Annotated in this window: 22 protein-coding genes and 10 tRNA genes; 25 read left to right on the top strand and 7 right to left on the bottom strand. The window is 38.2% G+C overall.

Going from position 1 to position 24,734, the window contains the following annotated elements; all coding sequences use genetic code 11:
* Both CXF76_RS07070 and CXF76_RS07065 read right to left on the bottom strand, forming a co-directional pair.
* Positions 1-642 (bottom strand): hypothetical protein (locus CXF76_RS07070; protein WP_157823342.1); only part of this gene is annotated, 642 nt, incomplete at its 3' end.
* A 149-nt stretch (positions 643-791) separates the two neighbouring features.
* Positions 792-1,229: a hypothetical protein gene (locus CXF76_RS07065; protein ID WP_232785106.1), complete on the bottom strand. Its 438-nt coding sequence runs from the start codon at positions 1,227-1,229 to the stop codon at positions 792-794.
* 223 nt (positions 1,230-1,452) lie between these two features.
* Here CXF76_RS07065 and CXF76_RS07060 point away from each other — a divergent pair, with 223 nt between their 5' ends.
* Positions 1,453-2,067: a Fic/DOC family protein gene (locus CXF76_RS07060; RefSeq protein ID WP_039490143.1), complete on the top strand. Its 615-nt coding sequence runs from the start codon at positions 1,453-1,455 to the stop codon at positions 2,065-2,067.
* On the opposite strand, the gene CXF76_RS20700 is transcribed toward CXF76_RS07060, so the two are convergent.
* The 3 genes from CXF76_RS20700 to CXF76_RS07050 form a co-directional block, all read right to left on the bottom strand.
* A complete protein-coding gene (locus tag CXF76_RS20700; RefSeq protein WP_165783594.1) occupies positions 2,060-2,212 on the bottom strand; it encodes a hypothetical protein in 153 nt (50 codons plus the stop codon). The two genes, CXF76_RS07060 and CXF76_RS20700, sit on opposite strands and share 8 nt — an antisense overlap.
* A gap of 138 nt (positions 2,213-2,350) precedes the next feature.
* Positions 2,351-2,427, bottom strand: a tRNA-Pro gene (locus CXF76_RS07055).
* Positions 2,428-2,537: 110 nt separating this feature from the next.
* Entirely contained in the window at positions 2,538-3,161 is a 624-nt protein-coding gene (locus CXF76_RS07050; RefSeq protein ID WP_007580376.1) for an arylesterase, read from the bottom strand.
* On the opposite strand from CXF76_RS07050, the gene CXF76_RS07045 reads away from it, so the two are divergent.
* The 21 genes from CXF76_RS07045 to CXF76_RS06945 all read left to right on the top strand — a co-directional run bounded on the left by CXF76_RS07045 (position 3,162) and on the right by CXF76_RS06945 (position 17,166).
* Complete coding sequence (locus CXF76_RS07045; protein ID WP_101163335.1) at positions 3,162-3,875, top strand: ABC transporter ATP-binding protein; 714 nt, start codon at positions 3,162-3,164, stop codon at positions 3,873-3,875.
* Positions 3,865-6,366, top strand: coding sequence for an ABC transporter permease (locus tag CXF76_RS07040; RefSeq protein ID WP_101163333.1), 2,502 nt, complete (start codon positions 3,865-3,867; stop codon positions 6,364-6,366). Before CXF76_RS07045 ends, CXF76_RS07040 begins: the two co-directional genes overlap by 11 nt.
* 130 nt (positions 6,367-6,496) lie before the next feature.
* Positions 6,497-7,021, top strand: coding sequence for a crossover junction endodeoxyribonuclease RuvC (gene ruvC / locus CXF76_RS07035; RefSeq protein WP_002960649.1), 525 nt, complete (start codon positions 6,497-6,499; stop codon positions 7,019-7,021).
* A gap of 2 nt (positions 7,022-7,023) precedes the next feature.
* On the top strand, positions 7,024-7,641 hold the full coding sequence (ruvA, locus tag CXF76_RS07030; protein WP_002960647.1) for a Holliday junction branch migration protein RuvA: 618 nt from the start codon (positions 7,024-7,026) through the stop codon (positions 7,639-7,641).
* A gap of 7 nt (positions 7,642-7,648) precedes the next feature.
* On the top strand, positions 7,649-8,656 hold the full coding sequence (gene ruvB, locus CXF76_RS07025; RefSeq protein WP_007580382.1) for a Holliday junction branch migration DNA helicase RuvB: 1,008 nt from the start codon (positions 7,649-7,651) through the stop codon (positions 8,654-8,656).
* Between the two features lie 980 nt (positions 8,657-9,636).
* Positions 9,637-10,341 (top strand): protein TolQ, encoded by a 705-nt coding sequence (gene tolQ / locus CXF76_RS07020; protein WP_007580384.1) that lies wholly within the window; start codon positions 9,637-9,639, stop codon positions 10,339-10,341.
* Entirely contained in the window at positions 10,328-10,756 is a 429-nt protein-coding gene (gene tolR / locus CXF76_RS07015) for a protein TolR (protein WP_007580386.1), read from the top strand. The genes tolQ and tolR overlap by 14 nt, the downstream gene beginning before the upstream one ends.
* 4 nt (positions 10,757-10,760) lie before the next feature.
* On the top strand, positions 10,761-11,687 hold the full coding sequence (gene tolA, locus CXF76_RS07010; protein WP_007580388.1) for a cell envelope integrity protein TolA: 927 nt from the start codon (positions 10,761-10,763) through the stop codon (positions 11,685-11,687).
* A gap of 9 nt (positions 11,688-11,696) precedes the next feature.
* Entirely contained in the window at positions 11,697-13,055 is a 1,359-nt protein-coding gene (gene tolB / locus CXF76_RS07005) for a Tol-Pal system beta propeller repeat protein TolB (RefSeq protein WP_101163332.1), read from the top strand.
* Between the two features lie 34 nt (positions 13,056-13,089).
* Positions 13,090-13,632, top strand: coding sequence for a peptidoglycan-associated lipoprotein Pal (pal, locus tag CXF76_RS07000; RefSeq protein WP_024590480.1), 543 nt, complete (start codon positions 13,090-13,092; stop codon positions 13,630-13,632).
* A gap of 13 nt (positions 13,633-13,645) precedes the next feature.
* Positions 13,646-14,395 (top strand): tol-pal system protein YbgF, encoded by a 750-nt coding sequence (gene ybgF / locus CXF76_RS06995; RefSeq protein ID WP_024590479.1) that lies wholly within the window; start codon positions 13,646-13,648, stop codon positions 14,393-14,395.
* Positions 14,396-14,621: 226 nt separating this feature from the next.
* Positions 14,622-14,697, top strand: a tRNA-Lys gene (locus tag CXF76_RS06990).
* A 70-nt stretch (positions 14,698-14,767) separates the two neighbouring features.
* Positions 14,768-14,843 (top strand) — tRNA-Lys (locus tag CXF76_RS06985).
* An 84-nt stretch (positions 14,844-14,927) separates the two neighbouring features.
* A tRNA-Lys gene (locus CXF76_RS06980) sits at positions 14,928-15,003 on the top strand.
* Positions 15,004-15,087: 84 nt separating this feature from the next.
* Positions 15,088-15,163, top strand: a tRNA-Lys gene (locus CXF76_RS06975).
* 83 nt (positions 15,164-15,246) lie between these two features.
* Positions 15,247-15,322 (top strand) — tRNA-Lys (locus CXF76_RS06970).
* A gap of 24 nt (positions 15,323-15,346) precedes the next feature.
* Positions 15,347-15,422 (top strand) — tRNA-Lys (locus CXF76_RS06965).
* 82 nt (positions 15,423-15,504) lie between these two features.
* Positions 15,505-15,580: transfer RNA gene (locus CXF76_RS06960), tRNA-Lys, on the top strand.
* Between the two features lie 63 nt (positions 15,581-15,643).
* Positions 15,644-15,719 (top strand) — tRNA-Lys (locus CXF76_RS06955).
* A 141-nt stretch (positions 15,720-15,860) separates the two neighbouring features.
* Positions 15,861-16,901 (top strand): quinolinate synthase NadA, encoded by a 1,041-nt coding sequence (nadA, locus tag CXF76_RS06950; RefSeq protein WP_007580396.1) that lies wholly within the window; start codon positions 15,861-15,863, stop codon positions 16,899-16,901.
* Between the two features lie 175 nt (positions 16,902-17,076).
* Positions 17,077-17,166: transfer RNA gene (locus CXF76_RS06945), tRNA-Ser, on the top strand.
* Positions 17,167-17,236: 70 nt separating this feature from the next.
* On the opposite strand, the gene CXF76_RS06940 is transcribed toward CXF76_RS06945, so the two are convergent.
* Entirely contained in the window at positions 17,237-19,915 is a 2,679-nt protein-coding gene (locus CXF76_RS06940) for a CHASE domain-containing protein (RefSeq protein WP_101163331.1), read from the bottom strand.
* A gap of 657 nt (positions 19,916-20,572) precedes the next feature.
* On the opposite strand from CXF76_RS06940, the gene CXF76_RS06935 reads away from it, so the two are divergent.
* On the top strand, positions 20,573-21,898 hold the full coding sequence (locus CXF76_RS06935; RefSeq protein WP_101163330.1) for an OprD family outer membrane porin: 1,326 nt from the start codon (positions 20,573-20,575) through the stop codon (positions 21,896-21,898).
* Between the two features lie 105 nt (positions 21,899-22,003).
* Entirely contained in the window at positions 22,004-22,873 is an 870-nt protein-coding gene (locus CXF76_RS06930) for an alpha/beta fold hydrolase (protein ID WP_101163329.1), read from the top strand.
* Between the two features lie 68 nt (positions 22,874-22,941).
* Here CXF76_RS06930 and CXF76_RS06925 read toward each other — a convergent pair whose 3' ends face one another.
* On the bottom strand, positions 22,942-23,331 hold the full coding sequence (locus CXF76_RS06925; RefSeq protein WP_007585609.1) for a DUF2750 domain-containing protein: 390 nt from the start codon (positions 23,329-23,331) through the stop codon (positions 22,942-22,944).
* Positions 23,332-23,567: 236 nt separating this feature from the next.
* Here CXF76_RS06925 and CXF76_RS06920 point away from each other — a divergent pair, with 236 nt between their 5' ends.
* Positions 23,568-24,611, top strand: a complete 1,044-nt coding sequence (locus CXF76_RS06920; protein ID WP_101163328.1) for an alkene reductase — start codon at positions 23,568-23,570, stop codon at positions 24,609-24,611.
* The last annotated feature ends 123 nt before the right edge of the window (positions 24,612-24,734 follow it).

Here is a 24,734-nt window from a genome sequence, read left to right as displayed (position 1 = left end):
ATTATTTAGTAATGATTTTAAGTATGAAGTTGAAGATGCATTGAATTGAAAGGTAAATTTGACTTTTGTGCTTTTAGACTTGTTAAAAGATGTACTTAGCTTAAAATACTCAATTAAACGATTTGTCCGTTGAGTAATAACCTTTTTACTCCCTTTCACGTACTGGGATAGGGACATATCATAGATAAAAGGATTAGATTCCCTTCTTGCTGAAAAATCATTAGTTTCTACACCTGTCAAATTATTAGCTTTAATGAGCCTGATCTTATAACGCTTAACTAGCTTTGATAAATTTTCTTCTAAAACAAAATCTTTGTTACTTACAATTAAATTCTCATCAAGGTGAATGTTAATAGTACATATATGGTATTTTTCATTTGCATCATCAAACCATACAATAATTCCGCTAGATTCAGTTCCTTGATAAGCAACCTCTATAAAATCAAGAATAGTACTCTTACCGACACCATTTTTACCAATTATTGCACTGCAATCTAAGCCTTGGTAGTAATCAAGTTCACTCGGGGAGGACTGCAGAGTTAATTTTCCCTTGAAATAGTTACAATTGTGAGAACTATTGATCCGTATATCAATATTTTCTAGTGCTTTATGGTTTTCAATGTAGAGAAAAGCTAACTTCATTCAATTATCACTAAAAGGCTATTTTAAACAATATTTTAACTCTAACAAAATGTAGTTTGCTAGTGAAGAAGGTATAAAGTAATTTTGTCTTTATTTAAATAAGTAATAAAGAAAATGCTTAGGGCGTTCAATGTACTCTTATTCCTTAGTTACCTTAAATATACCTCAGTGATTTCTGGTCTAAAATGCCCCATTTCTTGCGAAACGGTTCCTAATGCTATTTGATATGGATATTGGTTGAGTATCAGCTCTAATAGCCTTTCTTGTGCGTAGCTATGCCTGAGTCCGTGTGCACCATTTGAAAATAAAAGCGTAGGGTTTGATGCTTTATTAAATGAATCAGACCACTTTTTACCACCTCGAATATCGTAAAGCTGTAAGTAGTTTATTTTTCTGTCAACAACAGTGGCAGGTTGTTTAAGTTTTCGAAGTTCTAATTTAGCTGATAAATTGTAAGGTATTAGGACTTCGCGTGTTAAGCCTCCTTTACCTGTCACTGTATATAGCACGCCGTTTCTGCCAGACCATTTTGAATCAAAAGCTGGCCGTTTATCTGCTTTGCGCTCTTCAACTTTGGCTATGGTCAACAATTCATGTGCACGAAGCCCCGCAGAGAATGCTATTTGTGTTGATAATGAGTATTAAGATGTTTGGTGCTTGATTATCTTTAAGTTTGCCATTTAGTTTTATTGTGGTATTTAATATTTGGTGACTTATTAAGCTTTGACTTACATAAAATGGGCAACGCTAAAGGTTACTTGCATTGGTTGGTACGCACTTTTACACTCATTATTTTATTGGTTCAATAAAATGTCTAAATACGAAAGTGACTCTGTTGAAGCGCAATATCAACCTGGGTCTGAAAGGCTAGTTTTAGCAAACAAGTTAGCGATTGTTGATGAAACGGAAATGGATGATATTGAAGCCGTTCTTTTAGTTAAGCTATATGAAAAAATTTTTACGACGACTGACTCAAAAAATGGTACATTTTCTTTTCAAAATATTGCTAATTGGCACAGGCAGTGGCTAGGTAATGTATACGAATGGGCAGGTAAAATAAGAAGTATTGATATGGGCAAGGGCGGATTTCAGTTTATGTCGCCTTTACAAATTGAGAAAAATATTAGGTTATTTGAAGGTGAGTATTTATCTCGATTTAATAATTTACCAGAAATGACAGATGAAGAGCTTGTGTCATTTATAGCGCAGAGCCATGTTGAGTTTATTTTAATTCATCCATTTCGTGAAGGTAACGGTAGGATAAGCCGTTTATTAATGGATTTTTTGTGCAGTAAAGCTGGTAAAGGAACGCTTGATTATAGCTTGTGGGACGAGCATAAAGACTTTTATTTCAAGTCAATTCAAGCGGGTGTAAATAAAAATTACCAACACATTGAAAGGCTTGTGAGAGATATAATTAAATAGCGAGCGAAAGAGACTCATATTTGAGTTTGTTTGCTTTTAGCTTTTTCTCTATTGTTTTAACTGTTTCGCCAGTTTCGATGGCAGTAGAGCTAGCAACAGATCTTAAAATCATACTCTTTGTGATTTTTTTCTTATTTTCACTCATTTTACCGCCTCAAATAAATTTAGATCTGAAATTAACCTTACACCTAGACACTCGTGATATCAATTAACGTTGAAAGTATTATTTTACGGAAGAATTGAAGGCTCGGGATTAAATTTAAATCTAAGATGTTGATTTAATTGGTCGGTATGGAGAGATTCGAACTCTCGACCCCTGCCACCCCATGACAGTGCGCTACCAAGCTGCGCCACATACCGATTTGTATGCAATAGTACGTGTATTTTTTTAAAAATCAATAAGCGATTGTTTGTTTGGGTGTTTATTACGCAAGAGACCTAAAAAGGCACTCTTGCGGTATATTAATTGGCTAGTCTTTATTTAACCACTTTTTGATCGAGTCATACATCTCATCTCGTATTAATGGTTGAGCTTTTTTGTTAGGGTGTAAACTATCGTTTTGCATTAGCTCAGGTTGACCAGCAACATCGAGCATAAAAAAGTTCATTAGATGCGCATTTGTTTCTTCGCTAACGCGCGAGAAAGTGTCTGTAAACATTTTGCTGTAACGCGGACCGTAATTAGGGGGAATGTAAATCTCCATTAAGGCGGTCATCGCATTAGCTGCTTGGCTTTTTTGAATAAGAGACGTTAAGTTAGTTTGCATTTTTTTGACTGGAAAACCACGTAAACCGTCATTAGCACCTAGCTCAATAAGTACATGAGTGGGTTCGTATTGCTCAAGCAATGCATCTAAACGGCGTAGGGCTCCACCAGATGTTTCGCCACTAATACTGGCGTTGATAAGTTCAATGTCGGCTTGTTCGTCATCGTATTTATCTTGTAACAATTTTACCCAGCCTTCTTCTTGTTGAAGTCCGTAGGCTGCGCTTAAACTGTCACCGAGTATTAAAATCGTGTTGTCGGCTGCTGCGCTCAGCGGTTTGATAACTAAAAATAAAATGAATACTAAACGAAGGATTGAATGAGTCATATGTCAGCGCTTTCTCAATTAAATATAATTCAGGTTAATGGTTTGTCTAAAGTAGTCTCCACCTTTGAAGGCGAGCTGCCCATCCTCAGTGACATCAGCTTTAATGTCAAGCATGGCGAGTCTGTTGCTATTGTTGGCACGTCGGGCTCTGGTAAATCAACGTTACTCAGTTTATTAGCAGGGCTGGATACCGCAAGCAGCGGCGAAATATTTTTAGATGGCGAGCCATTACACAATTTAGATGAAGAAGAGCGTGCTGCACTGCGCGCGGCTAAAATTGGATTTGTGTTTCAATCGTTCATGTTAGTACAAAGCTTAACTGCACTAGAAAACGTTATGCTACCAGCAGAACTTGCTGGCGAAAGTGATGCAAAAGAGCAAGCAATTGCATTACTTGAAAAAGTAGGCTTGAGCCATCGAATTGATCATTACCCGTCGCAACTCTCTGGCGGTGAACAACAGCGTGTTGCTATTGCGCGAGCATTTATTGGTACACCTAAAATACTGTTTGCTGATGAGCCTTCGGCTAATTTAGACAGCAAAAACGGTAAAATGATTGAATCCTTATTATTTGATTTAAACACGCAACACGGCACCACGCTTATTTTGGTTACTCACGATGAAGGGCTTGCACAAAAATGTGAGCACACTATTCAAATAGAGGCGGGTTTACTGGTAAAAAGCCAAGTAGAGGACGTTGCTAATGTGGGTTAAGTTAGCGCTTAAGTTATTTTCGCGAGAATTTCGCCGTGGTGAGCTAACAGTTATAAGCGCAGCTATCGCCCTTGCTGTTTTAACCGTGCTTACACTGTCTATGGTTACTGAGCGAATAGGGCAAAGTATTGCGCAAAAAAGCAGTGCTTTTATTGCAGCAGACCGTGTACTTGCAAGCGATCATGTTCTCGACACTGCTTTTATTACTAAAGCACAGAGCCAAAATTTAAAAACGGCGCAAATGGTGTACTTCGACACTATGTTGTTTGCCGATGATGAAATGCAGTTTAGCTCAGTAAAAGCGGCATCTAATGCGTACCCGTTAAAAGGGCAGTTAAAAGTTAAGGATACCTTAACAGGTGAAACTAAGGTTGCTAATAGCGGGCCAACGCCTGGTAATGTGTGGCTAAGTGAATCAGTATTTTACAGTTTAAATATTGATATAGGCGCGCAAGTAGAGCTTGGCGCTGCATTATTTAATGTTTCAAAAGTTATTGTAGAAGAGCCCGATGCGCCATTTAATGTATTTTCGAGCAGCCGTCGCGTGCTTATTAATATTGACGATGTGGCAAAAACCGAAGTTGTGCAGCCAGGTAGTCGTGTTTATTATCGCCAACTTTATGCAGGTAGTGAGGCCGATATAAATAGCTTTTACGAGTGGCTTAAACCACAAATGAAAGAAAACCAACAATGGTACGGCGTTAAAGACCGTCAATCACCTATTTCAAATAGTTTAAACCGTGCAGAGAGCTTTTTATTACTTGCCGGCCTATTAGGTATTATTTTAGCCGCAGTGGCTATAGCCGTTTCAGCAAAACGTTATTGTGAACGCCAATACGACCCAGTAGCGATGATGAAAACGCTAGGCGGTAGCCGTTCAATGATCCGCAAAATATACATGCTCCATTTATTGCTTGTATGTGCAATGGCGGTAAGTATTGGGCTGTTAATTGGTTATGGCTTGCAAGAAATAGCAACAAGTTACTTATCGAAAAGTATGGGCACAGAGCTACCTTTAGGTGGCTTTAAACCTTGGCTGGTGGCTATAAGCACTGGCGTAATTTGTGCCGTTATGTTTTCTATTAAACCGTTATTTGATTTATTTGATATTCCACCGCTTAGAGTGCTGCGCCGTAACTTAGGTGACAAGTTGGCAGTAAGTCGTGTGCATTTAGGCATGAGTGCGCTAACCGTGTTTTTATTAATGTGGTTATTTAGTAACAACATAAAAATAACGCTTATTTTGTTTATATCAACACTTGCGCTAATTGGTGTGTTGTTTTTGATATCTAAATTAATATTTGGTGGCGGTCGAAAGCTTGGCTTAAAACCAGGTAACAGTTGGTCGCTTGCAATTGCATCTATTCAAAAGCGTGCAAATGTGAACGCGGTACAGTTAATTAGTTTTTCGTTAGCGATTAAATTACTGCTGTTTTTAGTGGTACTTAAAAACGACATGATATCTGATTGGCAGTCGCAACTTCCTGCCGATGCGCCTAATGCGTTTTTAGTTAATATTACGCAAAATGAGCTTGAGCCAATTAATGAATATTTAGCTCAAAAAGATATTCAAGTATCAGAGTTTTATCCCACTATTCGTGGGCGCGTAAATGCGGTAAATGGCGAGTTGGTAGCACGTTCTGTATCGCTGCAAGACAACGAGAAAAAAGACGAAGAAGCACGTGCAGGTATTGGCCGCGAGCTAAACCTTACATGGCTTAAAGATGTGCCTGACCAGAATGAAGTAACACAAGGCACGTGGTTTGGTAAAAATGCGATGGCTGAAGCCTCAGTAGAGGAGTCGATGCTTGAGCGTTTAGATGTTGAGATAGGCGATACGCTTACATTTTTAATTGGTTCGCAGTCGTTCGATGCTAAAATCACCAGTGTGCGCAAAGTTAATTGGGCCACGCTTAAACCTAACTTTTTTATTATTTTAAGCCCAGATGTACTTGCAGATTTTCCGGCAACGTATATTTCGTCGGTACGTATAAACCCAGATCAAAAGCGTGATTTTAGCCAGTTATTGCGTACTTACCCTACTATTACAGCGATTGATATTGATAACTTTGTTAAGCAAATACAAACAACTATTTCGCAAGTATCACTCGCCATTGGCTTTGTACTTGCAATTGTTGTGCTGTGTGGCGCGCTTGTACTTATATCGCAAGTGCAAGCTAGTTTAGGTGAGCGTATGCAAGAAATTGTCATACTGCGAACGCTTGGGGCTAAAAGCCGATTAATTAAAAACGCGACCTTGTACGAGTTTTTATTACTCGGCGGTTTAGCTGGCTTAGTTGCTGCATTTTTTAGTGATATAGCGCTTTTAATTGTGCAGCAACAAATGTTTGATTTAGCAGGTAAGTTACATCCGCATATATGGATTATTGGTCCGGTAGCTGGCGGTGTATTTGTGGCTGGTTTAGGCTATTTAATGATTGCCCGAACACTTAAACAAAATACCCAAGGATTAGTGCGTGCCCTAGGGTAAGCTTAAACTAACATGCTCCTTCAAATGCCCACCTAACACGTGGGCATTTTTGTTTTTCTTTGTACTGGTAATTTATACAGTGCTCTGGCATTATTAGCGTAATTTAAAAATAATAACAATGGAGTGCTGTTTGGCCATTATTTTAGGGATCGATCCTGGTTCACGTTTGACCGGATATGGCGTTGTTGCCCACCAAGGTTCTAAATTTACATACTTAGGCAGTGGTTGTATTAAGTTAGCCGATCATCCTTTTCCGGTTAGGCTTAAAATGATCTATCAAGGCATTACACAGCTTATTGAGCAGTTTTCACCAGAAACCTTTGCCATTGAAAAAGTATTTATGGCGCATAACCCCGATTCAGCTTTAAAACTAGGCCAAGCTAGAGGCGCCGCGATTGTTGGCGCTGCAATGGCCGACTTACCCGTATTTGAATACTCAGCTAGGCAAATTAAGCAAGCAGTAGTAGGTAACGGTGGCGCTGATAAAACACAAGTGCAGCACATGGTAAAAAATATTTTAAAACTACCCGGTACGCCACAGGCCGATGCAGCTGATGCACTCGCTATTGCGATTTGCCACGCTCACTCAGAACAAAATTTAATTAAACTAGCGGGTAGCGCAAGCAAAACCGTTAGAGGACGTTTAAGGAAATAACTATGATAGGCCGCTTAAATGGTATTTTAGTCGAAAAACAGCCACCAGAAATATTACTTGAAGTAAGTGGTGTAGGTTACGAAGTACAAATGCCAATGACCTGTTTTTACGATTTACCAAAAATTGGTGAAAACGCGATTGTTTACACCCACTTTGTAGTGCGTGAAGATGCTCAACTATTATTTGGTTTTAATAATAAAGTTGAACGCGCCTTGTTTAGAGAGCTATTAAAAGCAAATGGCGTTGGTCCAAAACTTGGCTTAGCTATTTTATCGGGCATGTCGGCAAAGCAATTTGTAAGCTGTGTAAATAACGAAGACTCAACGTCGCTAGTTAAATTACCCGGTGTAGGTAAAAAAACAGCCGAGCGTTTAGTACTCGAAATGAAAGACAGGCTAAAAGATTGGGGTAATGATTTATTTACGCCATTTAGCGACAGCGCAGTAATAGAGCCAATGAGCGATGCGACAATAGCTAATAACGCAGCCGATGATGCCGTATCGGCACTGCTTGCATTAGGTTATAAATTGCCACAAGCTCAAAAAGCAGTAAAATCGATAAGCAAACCCGATATGTCTACTGAGGTTCTTATTAGAGAATCTTTAAAATCAATGTTGTGAGTAACCCATGATTGAAGCGGATCGCTTAATTGATGCGACTGAAAAAACAAATGAAGACTCTATAGATCGTGCAATAAGACCAAAACTTTTAGCCGACTACAGAGGCCAGCCTCATGTTAAGCAGCAAATGGAAATTTTTATTGAAGCTGCTCGAACCCGTGGTGAAGCGCTCGATCATTTATTAATATTTGGCCCACCAGGGCTTGGTAAAACCACGCTTGCAAATATTGTAGCCAACGAATTACACGTAAGTATTAAAACAACATCCGGCCCTGTACTTGAAAAAGCAGGTGATTTAGCTGCGTTACTTACTAATTTAGAAGAAGGCGATGTACTGTTTATTGATGAAATACACAGGCTAAGCCCGCAAGTTGAAGAAATACTGTATCCAGCAATGGAAGACTACCAGCTTGATATAATGATTGGTGAAGGCCCAGCTGCGCGTTCTATTAAATTAGACTTACCTGCATTTACACTTATTGGTGCCACTACGCGAGCAGGCTCGCTAACATCGCCACTGCGTGACCGTTTTGGTATTGTGCAGCGATTAGAGTTTTATTCTGTAGAAGATTTGTCGCACATAGTAGGGCGCTCTGCACATTATCTTGGTTTAGAAATGTGTGATGATGGCGCAACCGAAATTGCACAACGTTCACGTGGTACACCACGTATTGCAAACCGTTTATTACGCCGTGTACGCGATTACACACAGGTAAAATCTGACGGTACAGTAAATGCCGAAGTAGCTAAGCAAGCGCTTGATATGATTGACGTAGATAAAAGTGGTTTTGATTATATGGATCGCAAATATTTACTCGCCATAATTGAAAAATTCATGGGCGGCCCAGTAGGACTCGACAATGTAGCTGCAGCTATTGGTGAAGAGCGTGAAACAATAGAAGATGTAATAGAGCCTTTTTTAATTCAGCAAGGGTTTATTCAGCGTACTCCGCGTGGGCGAATAGTGTCTGACAGTGCATATCATCACTTTGGTTTACTTCCTAAAAAAGACTAGCCTCATCATAAACATTACTTGCTGTGGTTTATTGCGCAGCAGGTAATTGACTTAGTATCCCTTTCTTTCAAATATTTATACGGCTGGTATTTTACCCAAAACCTCACCAAACTGTTGCAAATGTTATTTAAAAATACTTATACGCTTTATAGTTAACTGTTAATTCACAGGGCGTTAAGACTCGCGAAGCTATCCTGCGTACCATTCAAACTAGTAACCGAATTACTTATTGTAAAATAGTTAGGGCAATTATTAGTTTATAAATAAAGTATGTAGCGCACCAAATTGTAGGCAAAAAAAAGCCCGCAAAAAATGCGGGCAAACAACAAGTTGAAGGAAGTAATCCAGGGAACTACGTTTTACTGAATTTGGTTTTATCCAGAAAGAGTAAAACAATGTAATACGATAAAATATCCTATTACTAAGAACTTGGCTTAATGAAACTATCTCATTCAGTGCGCTAGTTCGGTATGGGAGAATAATACGTAAGATCACCTTTTTGTTCAAACTAGAAAATTTGTATTTTCAGATTAGAAAAACTAATTCGGTGAATTTTATTGTTGTTTGAATCTTGCGCGTTAATTAATCGTTAAATTTATAAGTTAATGAAATTTCTAGCTTAAGTAATTTATTTTGATGTGGCTCGGTATTAGTTTTACTGTTACGTGAAGGTAAGGCTTATAGGTTTTGAGTGTTTATGCTCTTATTTTGAATAAACGGCGCATTTTATGACGTTTTACTTATATATTTACGCATATTTATAGTTAGCGAGTTTATTTAAAAGATTAAATAAAATACTGAGGCAAAGGGAAATGCCAACTAAAGCTGTTTTTTAACGTTTTTTGTTGCCTATTCATAGCAATACCGTTGTCAGCTTGAAATGGACTAGATACACTAGATGCAACTTTTGACCGTATAAACGGTCATATTTACACAAATTAACCAATTTGCCGTATTTTGAAATTACTTAGGAGTTTAACGTGGGATCAGGGCTTAATTTTTTAGACCTAATTTTAGAAGCAAGCTTGCTTGTTCAGTTAGTGATGTTAGGGCTAGTTGCCATGTCTGTAATGTCGTGGACAATTATATTTCAGCGTAAAAAAGCAATATCAGATGCACTATCAAATGCTAAGAAATTTGAGCAAAAATTTTGGTCTGGTATTGATCTAAGTAAATTGTATAACGAAATATCGTCACGCAGCGGTCAGTCTCAAGGTATTGAAGCCTTATTTACTTCAGGCTTTAAAGAGTTTGCTCGTCATAAAAAGAATACATTTCAAAGTGCGAGTATTGTTATGGAAGGGACGCATCGTTCTATGCGTGTTGCGCTTTCTCGTGAAATTGAAAAAATTGAATCTAGCTTATCGTTTTTAGCAACGGTAGGTTCTATTAGTCCGTACATCGGTTTGTTTGGTACAGTGTGGGGTATTATGAATGCCTTTATTGCACTAGGTGAAGTTAAGCAAGCTACATTACAAATGGTAGCACCCGGTATAGCAGAGGCACTTATTGCGACTGCTATGGGTTTATTCGCGGCAATTCCGGCCGTTATTGCTTATAACCGCTTTTCAAACAGTGTTGAAAAGCTTGAGTCTCACTATATTAACTTTATGGAAGAGTTTGCTAATATTTTACACCGTCAAGCAGCTACACAAATAGAGGCACAAGCGAATGTATCAGCGTAAAAAGCGCCGTCCGGTCGCAGAAATTAATGTAGTACCTTACATTGATGTAATGTTGGTATTACTTATTATATTTATGGCAACAGCACCGCTTATTACACACGGTGTAAAAGTTGATTTACCTAAAATGGAAGAGTCTGATTTAGTTGATACTAAAGATACTCCGCCCATTATTGCTTCAATTGATGCAGAGGGTAAATATTATGTAAGCGTAGGTACTGATCCTGAAGAGCCTATGGAAGCACTTGATGTTGCTGCGGTTATAAAATTACAGTTAATGAAAAACCCTGACGTGCCAGTTATGATTAAAGGCTCGGGTAAGGTGTCGTATCAAGAAGTATTATTACTAATGGATTTTTTGAAAAATGCAGGCGTACCATCAGTAGGATTAATGACTGAATCCTTTGAGGGGAAGTAGCTGTATGAATAGTTCAGTAGTAAAATCGATAGTACTTCATTTAGGCATTGGTGGTTTTTTGTATGCGTCTGCAAACATTCATCCGCCAGCACCTAAAGTAATGGAGGTAACGCTTAATTCGGCTATACCTACGCCAGATAAAGCAGTATCAGCCGTTACAGTTGATCAAAAACAAGTTGAGCAAAAAATTGCTGAACTTCAAAAGAAAGAAAAAGATAAAAAAAGTGCTGAAGACAAACGTATCCGCGATTTAGAACGCAGAGCGGCCAATGCACGTAAGCAACGCGAATCTGAATCTAGGCATATTAAAAAGCTAGAGCAAGAACGTAAAGCTAAAGAAAAAGAAACAGCCGAGGCGCAAGCACAAGCTAAAAAAGCACGTGCCATTGAGCAAAAAGAGCGCGCTAAAGCTAAGCAAGCCGAAAAGCAAAAGCAAGAAGCTGAAAGTGCAGCAAAAGCTGCTGCTGATAAGCGTAAAACCGAAGAAGACGCACTTAAAAAAGCAGAAGCTGAACGTAAAAAACGTGAAGAAGAAGCAAAAGAGCGTGCAGCCGAGGCAGAACGTAAACGCCAGCAAGCAATGCAAGAGCAAATGTTACAAGAGCAACTTGCCAAAGAGCAGGCTGCCCGTAGTAAAATACGTCAACAACAAGTGGTAAGCGAAGTTGATAAGTACCGTGCATTAATTATGGCGCGTATTCAGCAAAACTTATTGATTGATGAAAAAATGAAAAACCAACAGTGCCGAGTAAATATTCGTTTAGGTTTTAATGGTTTAGTAACGCAAGTTAAATCATTAGGTGGCGATAAGTTGGTATGTGAAGCTGCATTAAGAGCAGTGCGCATGGCCGACACATTACCGGTATCTAAAGATAAAGACGTATTCGAACAACTTAAGAATATTAATTTAACAATCAAGCCAGAATTTTAAAGGAATGATATGTTCAACAAAATAAAAATAGCCTGTTTAGTTTTACTGTTTGGGTTTGTGGGTGTTGCTAATGCAGCACTTGAAATTGTAATAACTGAGGGTGTAGACGGTGCAAGGCCCATTGCTATAGTACCTTTTAAGTACCAAGGTGTTGGCCCGATCCCTGAAAAATTAAGCAGTGTTATTGCTGCTGATTTAATGCGCAGTGGTAAATTTAAACCTGTAGATGTAGCGCAGATGCCACAACAGCCAACCAAAGACAGCGAAATTGATTACGCATCTTGGGTTAATAAAGGTGTGGAAGCGATATTAGTGGGCGAAGTTGAGCAGCAAACTGATGGGCGTTACTTAGTGCGTTATGAGTTAGTTGACGTGATCCGCGGCCAAATTACCGGTGGCAACACACAAATGATGAGTAATGGTAAGCTAGTTAAAAGCCAAGATCATATTTTGGAAGCGCGTGAAAGTGTTATTGGTGAAAGTGGTTTTCGCCGTTACTCTCATCGAATCAGTGACGTTATTTATGAAAGATTGACTGGTGAAAAAGGCGCATTTTTAACTAAAATTGCCTATGTAATAGTACGTGATAATGATGATAAGCCTTATCAGTTAGTTGTTGCAGATTATGACGGATTTAATGAGCAAGTATTACTTCGCTCAAAAGAGCCTTTAATGTCGCCAGCGTGGTCACCAGATGGTACTAAGTTAGCGTATGTAACGTTTGAAAACCGTCAAAGCCAAATTTACATTCAAGATATATACACAGGTAAACGCGAAATAATAGCAAGCTACCGTGGTATTAATGGTGCACCGCAGTTTTCGCCAGATGGTAAAAAGCTATTGTTAGTGCTTTCTAAGGACAAGACGGGTGCAACAGAAGTTTACATGCTTGACCTAGCTACACGTAAAGAAACACGCTTAACAAATCACCGTAGCATAGATACTGAGCCATCTTGGCACCCTAATGGTCAAGATATTGTGTTTACATCTGAAAGGGGTGGTAATGCTCAGATTTATAAGTTAAATTTAAAAACAGGTAGGTCACAACGACTCACCTTTGATGGTGATATGAATCTTGCTGGTTCAATAACACCAGATGGAAAAGAATTAGTGATGGTTAACCGTACCAACGGGCAGTACCATCTTGCTAAGAAAGAGCTGGCTACAGGCGCGTTCCAAGTATTAACGAGAACACGCCTAGATGAATCACCGAGCATAGCGCCAAATGGTTCGATGATTATATATAGCACGCTTCATAATAATAAACAGGTACTTGCGCTAGTATCGATGGACGGCCGCTTTAAGGCACGGTTACCTGTGCTAGACGGACAAGTAAAGGCACCAGCTTGGTCGCCATACTTACAGTAATATTACTGGTTTACTCAAAATAGGAATCTACTCAATGCAACTTAACAAAATACTTAAAGGCCTGCTAATTGCTGTGCCAGTAATGACATTAGCAGCTTGTAGCTCATCTTCAGATATTGATGAAGGTGCTGCAAACCAATCAAATCAAGGCGTTGTTGAGCAATCAACTAACACTGATACAGTTGAAGTAGCTACAATCTCTCCTGAGCAACAAGCAGAAGAGCAACTTCGTCAAAAGTACGAAGCACTTCGTCAAGAGCAAGTAATCTACTTTGATTTTGATACTGCGACAGTTGAAAGCAAGTACGCAGACTTACTTCGTGCACATGCTGAGTTTTTAGTTCAAAACTCATCAGTTAAAGTACTAATTGAAGGCCATGCAGATGAGCGCGGTACTCCAGAGTACAATATTGCACTAGGTGAGCACCGTGGCCAAGCAGTTGAAAAATACTTATTAAGCTTAGGTGTTTCAGCTAGCCAAATGTCAGTGGTAAGCTACGGTGAAGAGAAGCCAATGGTTAAGTCTCGCACTGAATCAGCTTTCGCTAAAAACCGCCGTGCGGTACTAGTTTACTAAGATAAGAGATATTATGAAGCCGAAAATTATTTTGGCAGCCATGATATTGAGCGGGAGCACCCAGTTAATGGCTGCTCCCGCTCCTGTTTCAGAAGCTGCGAGTTCACAATCAAGTATTGAGAAGCGATTAGCGTCGCTTGAGAATATGATGCAACAGCGTAACTTTTTGCAAGTAGAGTTACAGCAACAGCTTAACTTGTTACAAGACGAAGTAAGCCAAATTCGAGGTGTAACCGAAGAGCAAAGCTACAAGCTTGAAAAAGTACTGCAGCGTCAGCGTGAGTTGTATCAAGAAATTGAAAACCGCGTGAGCCAGGCTTATACACAGCCAGCAGCAGCTCCCGCAACTGATTACACGCAACAAAGCAATGCACAGACCTATAGCAGTGACTTATCTGAAAACGAAGCCTATGAGCGCGCTGTTGCGTTAATAATGAAAGATAAACGCTATGACCAAGCGATTCCTGAATTTCAAACGTTTTTAACTACCTACCCAAACTCTGTCTATGCGTCTAATGCGCATTATTGGTTAGGGCAGTTGCTTACTATTAAAAATGATGGTGTAAAAGCAGTAGAGCACTTTAAAGTCGTTGTGAACGAATTTCCAAATTCTAATAAACGTCCAGATGCAATGCTAAAGTTAGGCACACTTTTACAAGATCAAGGTTCAGCGGCGCAAGCACAAAAAATATTGAGCGATCTTATCAATCAATACCCAAGTACAACCGCTGCAAAACTAGCAACTGATCGTTTAGGAAACTAAAGTTCACTAGCGATTAAATTTCTAGTTAGGGCGAGCAAACTACATGGAAACTCTCGAAGAATCTTGGATTTGCATGTAGTTTGAGCACAAACGGTTTAATTTTGTGCATCTAGACATAAAAACTTAAAAAAAGAGACAATTTCGGTTGCACTCATTTTATAAATAAGTATTATAAGCGCCCGCAGCAAACGAATGGTTACCCCACTCGAAATGCGACAAAAAGAGCGGGTTATTAGCTCAGTTGGTAGAGCAGTTGACTTTTAATCAATTGGTCGATGGTTCAAATCCATCATAACCCACCATTCTTTGAATGGTCTTTTATCGGCGGATTTACGTAGAATACTAAGTTGTTATAAAACGCAACGTCAGAGCGGGTCATTAGCTCAGTTGGTAGAGCAGTTGACTTTTAATCAATTGGTCGATGGTTCAAATCCATCATGACCCACCATTCTTTATTCCTTGTGAATAGTGTGTGGCATCAATCGGCGGATTTACGCAGGCTTTAACTTAGAAATAAGTTAGCAACTGGAACGGGTTATTAGCTCAGTTGGTAGAGCAGTTGACTTTTAATCAATTGGTCGATGGTTCAAATCCATCATAACCCACCATTCTTTATTCCTTTGAATAGTGATTGGTTCCAATCGACGGATTTACGTAAAGTAGTAAGTTGCATTTAAACGCAACAATAGAGCGGGTTATTAGCTCAGTTGGTAGAGCAGTTGACTTTTAATCAATTGGTCGATGGTTCAAATCCATCATAACCCACCATTCTTTATTCCTTGTGAATAGTGTGTGGCATCAATCGGCGGATTTACGTAAGCTTCATTCATAATTGAATAAGTGCATAGAGCGGGTTATTAGCTCAGTTGGTAGAGCAGTTGACTTTTAATCAATTGGTCGATGGTTCAAATCCATCATAACCCACCATTCTATGAAAAGTTATATAAGAGCGGGTCATTAGCTCAGTTGGTAGAGCAGTTGACTTTTAATCAATTGGTCGATGGTTCAAATCCATCATGACCCACCATTCTTTATTCTTATGAATAATGTTTGGCATCAATCGGCGGATATACATAAGCTTCATTCATAATTGAATAAGCGCATAGATTGGGTTATTAGCTCAGTTGGTAGAGCAGTTGACTTTTAATCAATTGGTCGATGGTTCAAATCCATCATAACCCACCATTCTATGAAAGTTTTAATCGGCGGATTTACGCAGCTTTTTACAAAGCAGATTTATATTAGAGCGGGTCATTAGCTCAGTTGGTAGAGCAGTTGACTTTTAATCAATTGGTCGATGGTTCAAATCCATCATGACCCACCACTCTCTAATACTTTCCTTTATATTCTTTTTTAAATTCCCATTCTAATTTTTATAAACAGCTTTACTAGTTTGCTGTTATTTGTGTTTATATTCTCGTATAATTCGCCCTAATTAATGCACTGTAGATAAGTGGTCGAGAACATGAGTCTAGCTCAAACTATTATGCCTGAAGGTTATATTTTCCCCCCTAAGCCAGCACCGTTAACAAATGACGAGCAAGGCGAATATAAAGCGCGTATAAAACAATTACTAAAAGATAAAAATGCAGTACTTGTTGCACATTATTATACCGATCCTGAAATTCAAGCACTTGCTGAAGAAACCGGCGGTTGCGTTGCCGATTCGCTAGAAATGGCGCGTTTTGGTGCACGTCACGATGCAGATATGATCATCGTCGCGGGCGTGAAATTTATGGGCGAAACAGCCAAAATTTTAACGCCAAATAAAACGGTTGTTATGCCAACGCTTGAAGCGACGTGTTCGCTAGATATTGGTTGCCCGATAGACGAGTTCTCAGCGTTTTGTGATGAGCACCCTGACCGTAAAGTGGTTGTGTATGCAAACACCTCTACCGCAGTTAAGGCGCGTGCAGATTGGATTGTAACCTCATCATGTGCACTTGAAATAGTAGAGCACCTTGATGAGCAAGGCGAAAAAATTATTTGGGGCCCAGATAAGCACCTTGGTAGTTATATTCAAAAAAATACCGGTGCTGATATGCTTATGTGGAATGGCGCATGTATTGTACATGACGAATTTAAAACTAAAGCCTTAAAAGATATGAAGGCGCTACACCCAGATGCAGGCGTATTAGTTCATCCTGAGTCACCAGCAGAAATTGTTGCACTTGCCGATTCGGTTGGATCTACGAGCCAATTAATTAAAGCTGCGCAAACAATGGACAATAAAAAGTTTATTGTAGCAACCGATCGCGGCATCTTTTATAAAATGCAGCAACTATGTCCAGATAAAGAGTTTTTTGCGGCTCCAACGGCAGGTGAGGGCGCTTCATGTAAAAGTTGCGCACATTGCCCTTGGATGGCAATGAATGGCTTAAAAGCGATTGAGGAAGCTCTCATAAGCCCTAAAGGTAAAGAAGTATTCGTTGATATGGATTTACGCGAAGGCGCACTTAAGTCGCTTAATCGCATGCTTGAATTTACTGCGAGCATGGCTAAGTAATTTTAAAAGTATAAATTAAAACGGTTAGGTCTTAGATTTAGCCGTTTTTTGTGCCTATAGATAAGCTATTGCTTGATAAGTAAGCATTTAAAGGCTCATATTTAAAAATGCCTTGCACCTTAAGGGTCTATTTCATACTATAGCGCGCTGTTGCATTACACAATTGCAGCACTGTGGAGGGATGGCTGAGTGGCTGAAGGCGCACGCCTGGAAAGTGTGTTTAGGTTTATCCCTAACGAGGGTTCGAATCCCTCTCCCCCCACCATTATTCTTAGAGCCCAGTTACTAATATCGAAAGGTATTAGTAACTGGGTTTTTTAATGCCTTCGCAATGACTAACTATTAACTAAATAGAGTGTTGATAACATGCCTACAAGCTCATGTTTTTCAATTGGCTTTGAAACGTAACCATCAAATAACTGCCTGTATATTTCTTTTTGCTCTGTAAAAACATTAGCGGTTAACGCGATAACAATTTGTTCGTTATTAAGCGCCTTAATTTTTTTACATGCCTGAAGACCATCCATTTTAGGCATTTGAATGTCCATAAAAATAATGTCTGGCTTGTGTGACTCGTATAATGAGATTGCTTCTAAACCATTGTTAGCAATAATAATGGTGGCTTTTGTAGGCTCAAGCATCGCAGATGCAACAAGCTGATTTATTTTATTATCTTCAGCTAATAAAATAGTTTTTCCAGATAGGTCAGGAAGCTCAACATTTTTTGTTATTAATGTGCTGTCATCAATCTGTGCTTGTTTTAATGGTAAGTACACATAAAACTGACTACCTGAATCTAATTGGCTTGTTACTTTAATTTCGCCATTCATTAAACCTATTAATGATTTAGTAATAGGTAAACCAAGACCTGTACCGCCATATTCACGCGTAGTGGATTGCTCTGCTTGTTCAAAGCGCTCAAACAATCGCTCTATAGCCTGCTCAGAAATTCCAATTCCGGTGTCTGATATACAACAACATATTTTGTTTTCGTCGGTTAGCCTAAAGGTGACTGTAACGCCACCTTGCGACGTAAACTTAATCGCATTAGATATTAGGTTTAAAAATATCTGTCTGAGTCTAACGGGGTCGCCCACCCAGTACTTATGCTCAATATTAATTATAAATTTAAGGTATATATTTTTATCACTGGCTTGCAGGCCAAGATCAGACTCTAAGTGGTGAATAAGTTCAAAAAGGTCGAATGATTTATATTCTAATGAAAGCTTCCCAGCTTCAATTTTAGAAAAATCGAGGATATCATTAATAATAGTGGTGAGTGAGCGGGTCGAATAAAGTGATTTTTTTAAATACTCTTTTGATTTTTCATTCAATGGCTGCTCTTGCAGTAACTGTAATGTACCTAGTATGCCATTCATAGGTGTGCGTATTTCGTGACTCATATTTGCTAAAAATTCAGATTTAGCTTGTGATGCCTGTTCAGCTAATTCTTTAGCATGTCCGAGAGCTTGTTCGTGATTAATTTGTTCGGTCAAATCGTATGCTACACCCAAATAGCCAACAATTTCATTTTCGTTATTTAATAAAGAGGTGACACTTATATTAACTTGTATGTGCTCGCCTGTAGAAGAAATGTATGTCCACTGATTGATATCAGGCTCTGTAGCCGTTGCTTTTAAGATAAACACTTCAAAACCAGGGAAAACAGGTTCATTTAACTCTGCACTAAGCTGTTTGGCTTTTTTTATAATTTCTTCTTTTAAATGAAAAATACCCGGATTTTCAATTCCAATAACGTCTTGCGCTTTATAGCCTAATAACTTTTCAGAGGCGGGATTAAACAAAGTAATTAAGCCATTTATGTCGGTCGCAATAATAGAGTAACTGGCACTGTTTAAAATACTTTGTTGAAGCATACTTATATCGGCAATTTCTTTAGTACGTAATTTTACTTCTTTTTCTAATTTTAAATTTGTTTGCTGCAGCATATGCTTATTTTGTTTAGCTTTGATAATTCTTCGCTGTGTTCTTTGTGCTCTACGATAAAAAAACAGCTGAATTATTAAAGTTATAAACATACAAATAAGGGTATAAAAAACACCATTGACAATAGCTTGATATTTACTCGGTAAGTGTAGTGATTCAATAAATGTGTCTGAAGCACTAAGTGTGATTTCCCATGTTCTTCCCATCACTTTAATTACTTTATTTAACTGATAATCAGCCGTGTTGCTTTTAATGCCGTAGCTAAAAAAGTCAGTTTTAACGTTGTTACTTATGTCGCTAATGACTAACTTATTTTCATCAGCTTGGGAAAGAGAGTCTAAAATATTGTTTATTAATAAAGGGGAGTAAGTCCATCCAATTAATTGCTCTAAACGCTGGATTTTATCAGTTGGAATAATAATATTTTTATAAACTGGTAGTAAAATTAAAAAGCCTTGTTTCGATTTGTTATCCGCTTGGATTAAAGTAATAGGCGCTGATAATTGAACTTGGTTATTAATTGCAGAGTTTAATGCTGCTTTTTTACGTGTACTTTCCGATGCAATATCGAGTCCTAGAGCCCGTGAATTACTTTGCTCAGGAAATATATACTGAATAATAAAGTGCTCATCACTTTCGTTAGCTAGTTTATTTAGTTTGAATATTTGGTTAGGTCGATCGGATTTTGCAGTTTTTAAGAATTGAGCTAAGTTTTCGGCATTCACTTTTCTTATAAAACCAATACCATTTGCTCCAGGGAATTCTTGGGCGTAGTTACGACTGTTAGAGTAATTAGAAATTGTTTGGTAGCTTAAATTATTAACGCCAATGCCGTGTATAAATCCTTTTAAACCGTATAGCCCATATTTATACAAGTCGAATCTGCTAGTAACGCCTGTTGAGAGTGAAGAAAGGCGGTTGTTGAGGGCTTCATTTATTTTGTTATTAACAGCATCTTGATGTGCAGCGTGGGCAAAGTAAGTTAATACAACACCACTGATGAAAAAAATAGCATGAGTAAGCACCGAGATTAATAACCTTTTACTAACCGGTCGTCCTGAAAACATTAACTCATCCTTTATTATTAATATACTGACAGTATATCTATTTTATCATCGAAATAAATATAGCACTTATTATTCAGGATACAACTTTGTTATTAATTAGAATATATATATTTTATAAAGGTTTAGAGTGGATGTAATATAAAAAGTTGATTTTACTCACCAAGTTAAGACGAACATGTATATAAATATAATAATTTTTATGTTCTTTGCTACTTTATAGCGAACAACAAAAGTATTAGCTAAAGGTGCTGGTTTTTATATTAATCGATTTTTTAGTAGATATTAGGTGCTCAAAAAACAACGGATAGCTTTTAGTTTTTGCTCATGACTTTACTTTGGTAAGTTTAAATCAAGTAAAATTCAATTAATATTATGATGTTTTTTTAAATAAAATTAGCGACTTAGATACGAGTGAGCAAGAGGTAATCTTTACCTACTTTTACAATTCATCCGAAACAAAACAAACTCTTAATATTTTATAATATAGAAATTAAAACATTATAAGTTTATATTGTTCTATATTTACTAGCATGAAAGAAATGTGATTACTTAAAATGTAATTACCTTATGACATGTTTGCCGTGTAGGTCGAAAAAATACACGCTGCTATGCACTGCACAGTGAAAACTTAAAAAAAACAAGGTAACGGAGATAACTATGGCTCACCGAGTATCTAAATTACTTGCGGCAACAGGCGCAGTATTAACATGTATTTCTATTCCTTCGTATGCCGCTGTTAATGGGCTGACAGAACAAGATGAATTTAATATAAAACTTAGATCAATTTATTTTGACCGTGACTACGATAACGACGCAAGTGACGATTCAACTTTTGCTCAAGGTATAGAGCTCAATTACACATCGGGTTATATAAACGATTTAGTGAGTGTGGGTGTATCGACTTACACCGTGATGGATATTAATTCTACGGGTTCAGCCGCAGGTAATATTTTACCAGCGGGTAATGAGAGCGGTGGAGTTGACGATAGCTTTTCTAAATTTGGGCAATATTTTTTAGATTTTAAATTGGGCAACAACGGTCACGTTAAAGTGGGCGGGCAAAAAACCAAAAGTATGTTGCTTAAAAGCTCTGGGAGTCGGGCTATTCCTAATACTTTTAGAGGCGTTTTTGGCGATTACAAAATTGGTAACACTAAATTATACGGTTACGTTTACGATAAATGGAGCCGTCGACACGATGATAGATGGGAAGACTTTTCTACCGATCAATCGGCAACTGGTGCTATTAGCGTAATTTGGGGCGTAGGTGCTACGCATAAAAAAGACAATCTAATATTAGAGGCTGAATATTTAAATTCGCACAATTATTTAAGTAAAATCGGGTTAAAAATCAGTTACGACATTAAACTTGAGCAAAGTAAGTTAACCCTTTCAACTGGCATATTTACCTCACAAGATGATGGTGATTTATTTGTAACAGGCGCAGAGGGCGGCGATTTAGATGATGAAGATGCAACTGGCGCTTTAACAGGTTTAACTAAAAGTGAAAACGATGGATTTGCCTATTACTTAGATGCTGATTGGAAAAAAGATATTTGGAGTGTAGGTGCGGCATTTACTAAGGTAAGTGATGCTTGGATTGAAGATAACTTTAGTGGCGATCATGGTACAAACCCATTTCCAACTCGCTCATTGATTGGTGCCGATTTAACAAATCAAAACGAGGCAACGTGGCAGGCACGTTTTGGTATTGATTTAAAAGCAGTATCGCCAGGTTTAACAACAAAGTTTTACTACACAAGCGGTAGCGATGCTGAAAACTCTGCGCTGGGTAAGTTAGCTGGCACAGCTGACGAAAAATATTGGGCTGTAGATACCCGCTATAAAGTTGAGAAAATAAAAGGCTTAAGTTTGCGCTGGTTATTTGTAGATTATACAACCGAAAAGTTAGGCAGTGTTGATGGTGTTAAAGGCGACAGAGCCGACCACCGAGTTTATGTAGATTACACTATTAAATTTTAAAATGACGTTTAATAAGCCAATGCAAATTATACATTGGTTTTATTTCCTTTTTTAATTACCTCTATGATAAAACTAACAAATAAATAATAAAAATAAAGCTAATATATGTTTTCTCTTCAACAGTGGCAATCACAGGGTCAATTTACTCAAATTAGTGGCCATCAAATTTTTACTAAAACAGCTGGCGATATAACTAAGCCTGCGCTGCTTTTGATACATGGCTTTCCAAGTGCTAGCTGGGATTGGGAAGGTATGTGGCAAACGCTTAGTGAACATTATTTTGTAATTACGCTCGATATGCTAGGTTTTGGTTTGTCAGATAAACCAATAAACGCTACTTATAAAATTACCGAACAAGCCGACTTATATACTCAATTTTTAAAAACGTTAAATATTAATGACGTACATATTTTAGCTCATGACTATGGCGATACAGTGGCTCAAGAGTTATTAGCAAGGCAAGTACATAATCAAAGTGCCATAACGATCAATAGTGTTTGCTTTTTAAATGGTGGACTGTTTCCAGAAGTGCACAAACCATTATTTATACAAAAGCTTTTACTTTCAAAGCTAGGTTGGATAGTGCCAAAATTAATGAATAAACAAAAATTTGGCAATAATCTACTTACTATTTTTGGTAAGAGTACACCGCCTTCAAAACAAGTGGTAGACACACTTTGGGAGCTGCTAATTTATAAAGATGGCTTAGCCGTAATGCCCAAACTCATTAGTTATATAAAGCAGAGGCAGCAAAACCGAGAACGCTGGGTTGGTGCCATCATAAATAGCAATATACCACTTACGTTTATAGCAGGCGCAGAAGACCCCATCTCTGGTAAGTACATGATTGAGCATTATAAAAAGCTTATTCCCAATGCGCGCGTACAAGAGTTTGTAGAGCTTGGGCATTATCCGCAAGTAGAAAATCCAGATGCAATTACGCAGGCTTATTTGAATTTTAGATATTGCAAATGAAAACGCGGCTACTAAATTAAGTGCCGCGTTTATAAATTTTAGAACTCTGAGTATTTGGTCTCTGAGCCTTAATATTTTTGCTTTGGCGCTTTTAATTGTTTTTCAAACTCATCTGAAAACAATATCGTGCCATCATCTTCCTCTGTAGGGAAGGCAGCAATAAGTAAGTCATCTTCCTCAAGACCCGGTGTCCAGCGACTAAACCAGTCAGCAAGTGGGATTGCTTTAGCGCTGCAGCCAGCCCATTCGCCAGTTGCCCATGCTTCTGCAAATTCACGAGTTGGCCAAACTGGCACACAGTCGTCATCTTCGTTGGCAAGCATAACGCAGCCATCATCATCGTTTAAAATCCATACTTGCTTGAACTGTTGTACGGTTTCGAACATATAAGCTAGGCGTTTTTTTGCTCCAAGTCCTAAAATTACTGCGTGTTCTTCGCTTAAATTTGGCGTTGTCATAATTAGCTCACTCTTAATTACTATTGATATTAATATATCTAAATTATATGCACACAAGTATATCGAGTTATATGACAGAGTGTTGAAAAGTTGCTATTTAATTTCAGCAATGCAGATCTAATTTGTAGATTGATCAGTATAATCTCTCACTAATTTGAGCGATCATTCAAAATAAGCTTGAATGTTTGTAAAAAGACCACATTGTAGTAAGCATATACTTAATGAAGGATTTAAAAATGACTACTGATCTACTTGCTCCGTTTAAACTAAATAACACGATTGAGCTTAAAAACCGCGTACTTATGGCGCCACTAACACGATGCATGGCTGATGATAACTTAGTGCCAACACAAGATATGGTTGAATATTATGCTCGCCGTGCCGAAACCGGTTTAATTATTAGCGAAGCAACTATTATTCGTCCAGACGGACAAGGTTACCCAAATACTCCGGGTTTATTTACCAGCGAGCAAATTCAAGGTTGGAAAAAAGTAACTGACGCTGTGCACGCTAATGGCGGCAAAATGTTTGCACAACTTTGGCATGTTGGCCGTGTTGCACACCCTCACTTTTTTGATGGCGATGTACTTGCTCCATCGGCAATTGGCGTTGAAGGTTCTGTCCCTCGTATGCGTGAGCTTACATACATAACACCAAAAGCAGCCACTACTGATAATATTAAAAGTCTAGTTGCTGATTTCGCAAAAGCTGCTGAAAACGCAATTGAAGCGGGTTTTGATGGGGTAGAGATTCACGGTGCTAACGGTTATTTAGTTGACCAATTTTTACATTACGCTGCAAATACACGCAGCGACGAGTACGGGCAAACGCCTGAAAATATGTCGCGTTTTGCACTAGAAGTAACCGATGCGGTTATTGCAGCTGTAGGCAGTGATCGTACTGCACTTAGATTAACACCGGGTGCTTACTTTAATATGAGCGAAGATAGCCGCGATAAAGCGGTATTTGATTACTTATTAACAGAACTTGAAAGCAGAGAATTAGCGTACTTACACGGCGGTATTTTTGACGACAGCATGCGCTTTGACTCGCTTGAAGGCAAAAGCATCTCTGAATTTTTACGTGCAGGCTACAAAGGTACATTAGTAGGCGTAGGTAGTTATAGTTTTGAGTCAGCAAAAGAGGCTATTAACGATGCTAAGTTTGACTTAATCGCTATTGGTCGCCCACTTATTGCAAACCCAGATTACATTAGCAAAATTGCAAACGGTGAAGAGTTAGTACCATACAGCGATGAAATGCTAGCTGAATTGAAATAAATTACTATTTGTAATAAGTTCTAGAAAATAATTAAGACACCCAAAGTTAAACCTTTGGGTGTCTTTTTTTGTACATATTCCCGCCATAAATCTTCCATATTTGTTTAATTTTTATGTAAATAA

This window comes from Pseudoalteromonas sp. 78C3, assembly GCF_002836695.1.
Lineage (GTDB): Bacteria > Pseudomonadota > Gammaproteobacteria > Enterobacterales > Alteromonadaceae > Pseudoalteromonas > Pseudoalteromonas arctica.
Note: the sequence above shows the minus strand (reverse complement) of the source record. Positions and strands in the feature narration are given on the sequence as shown.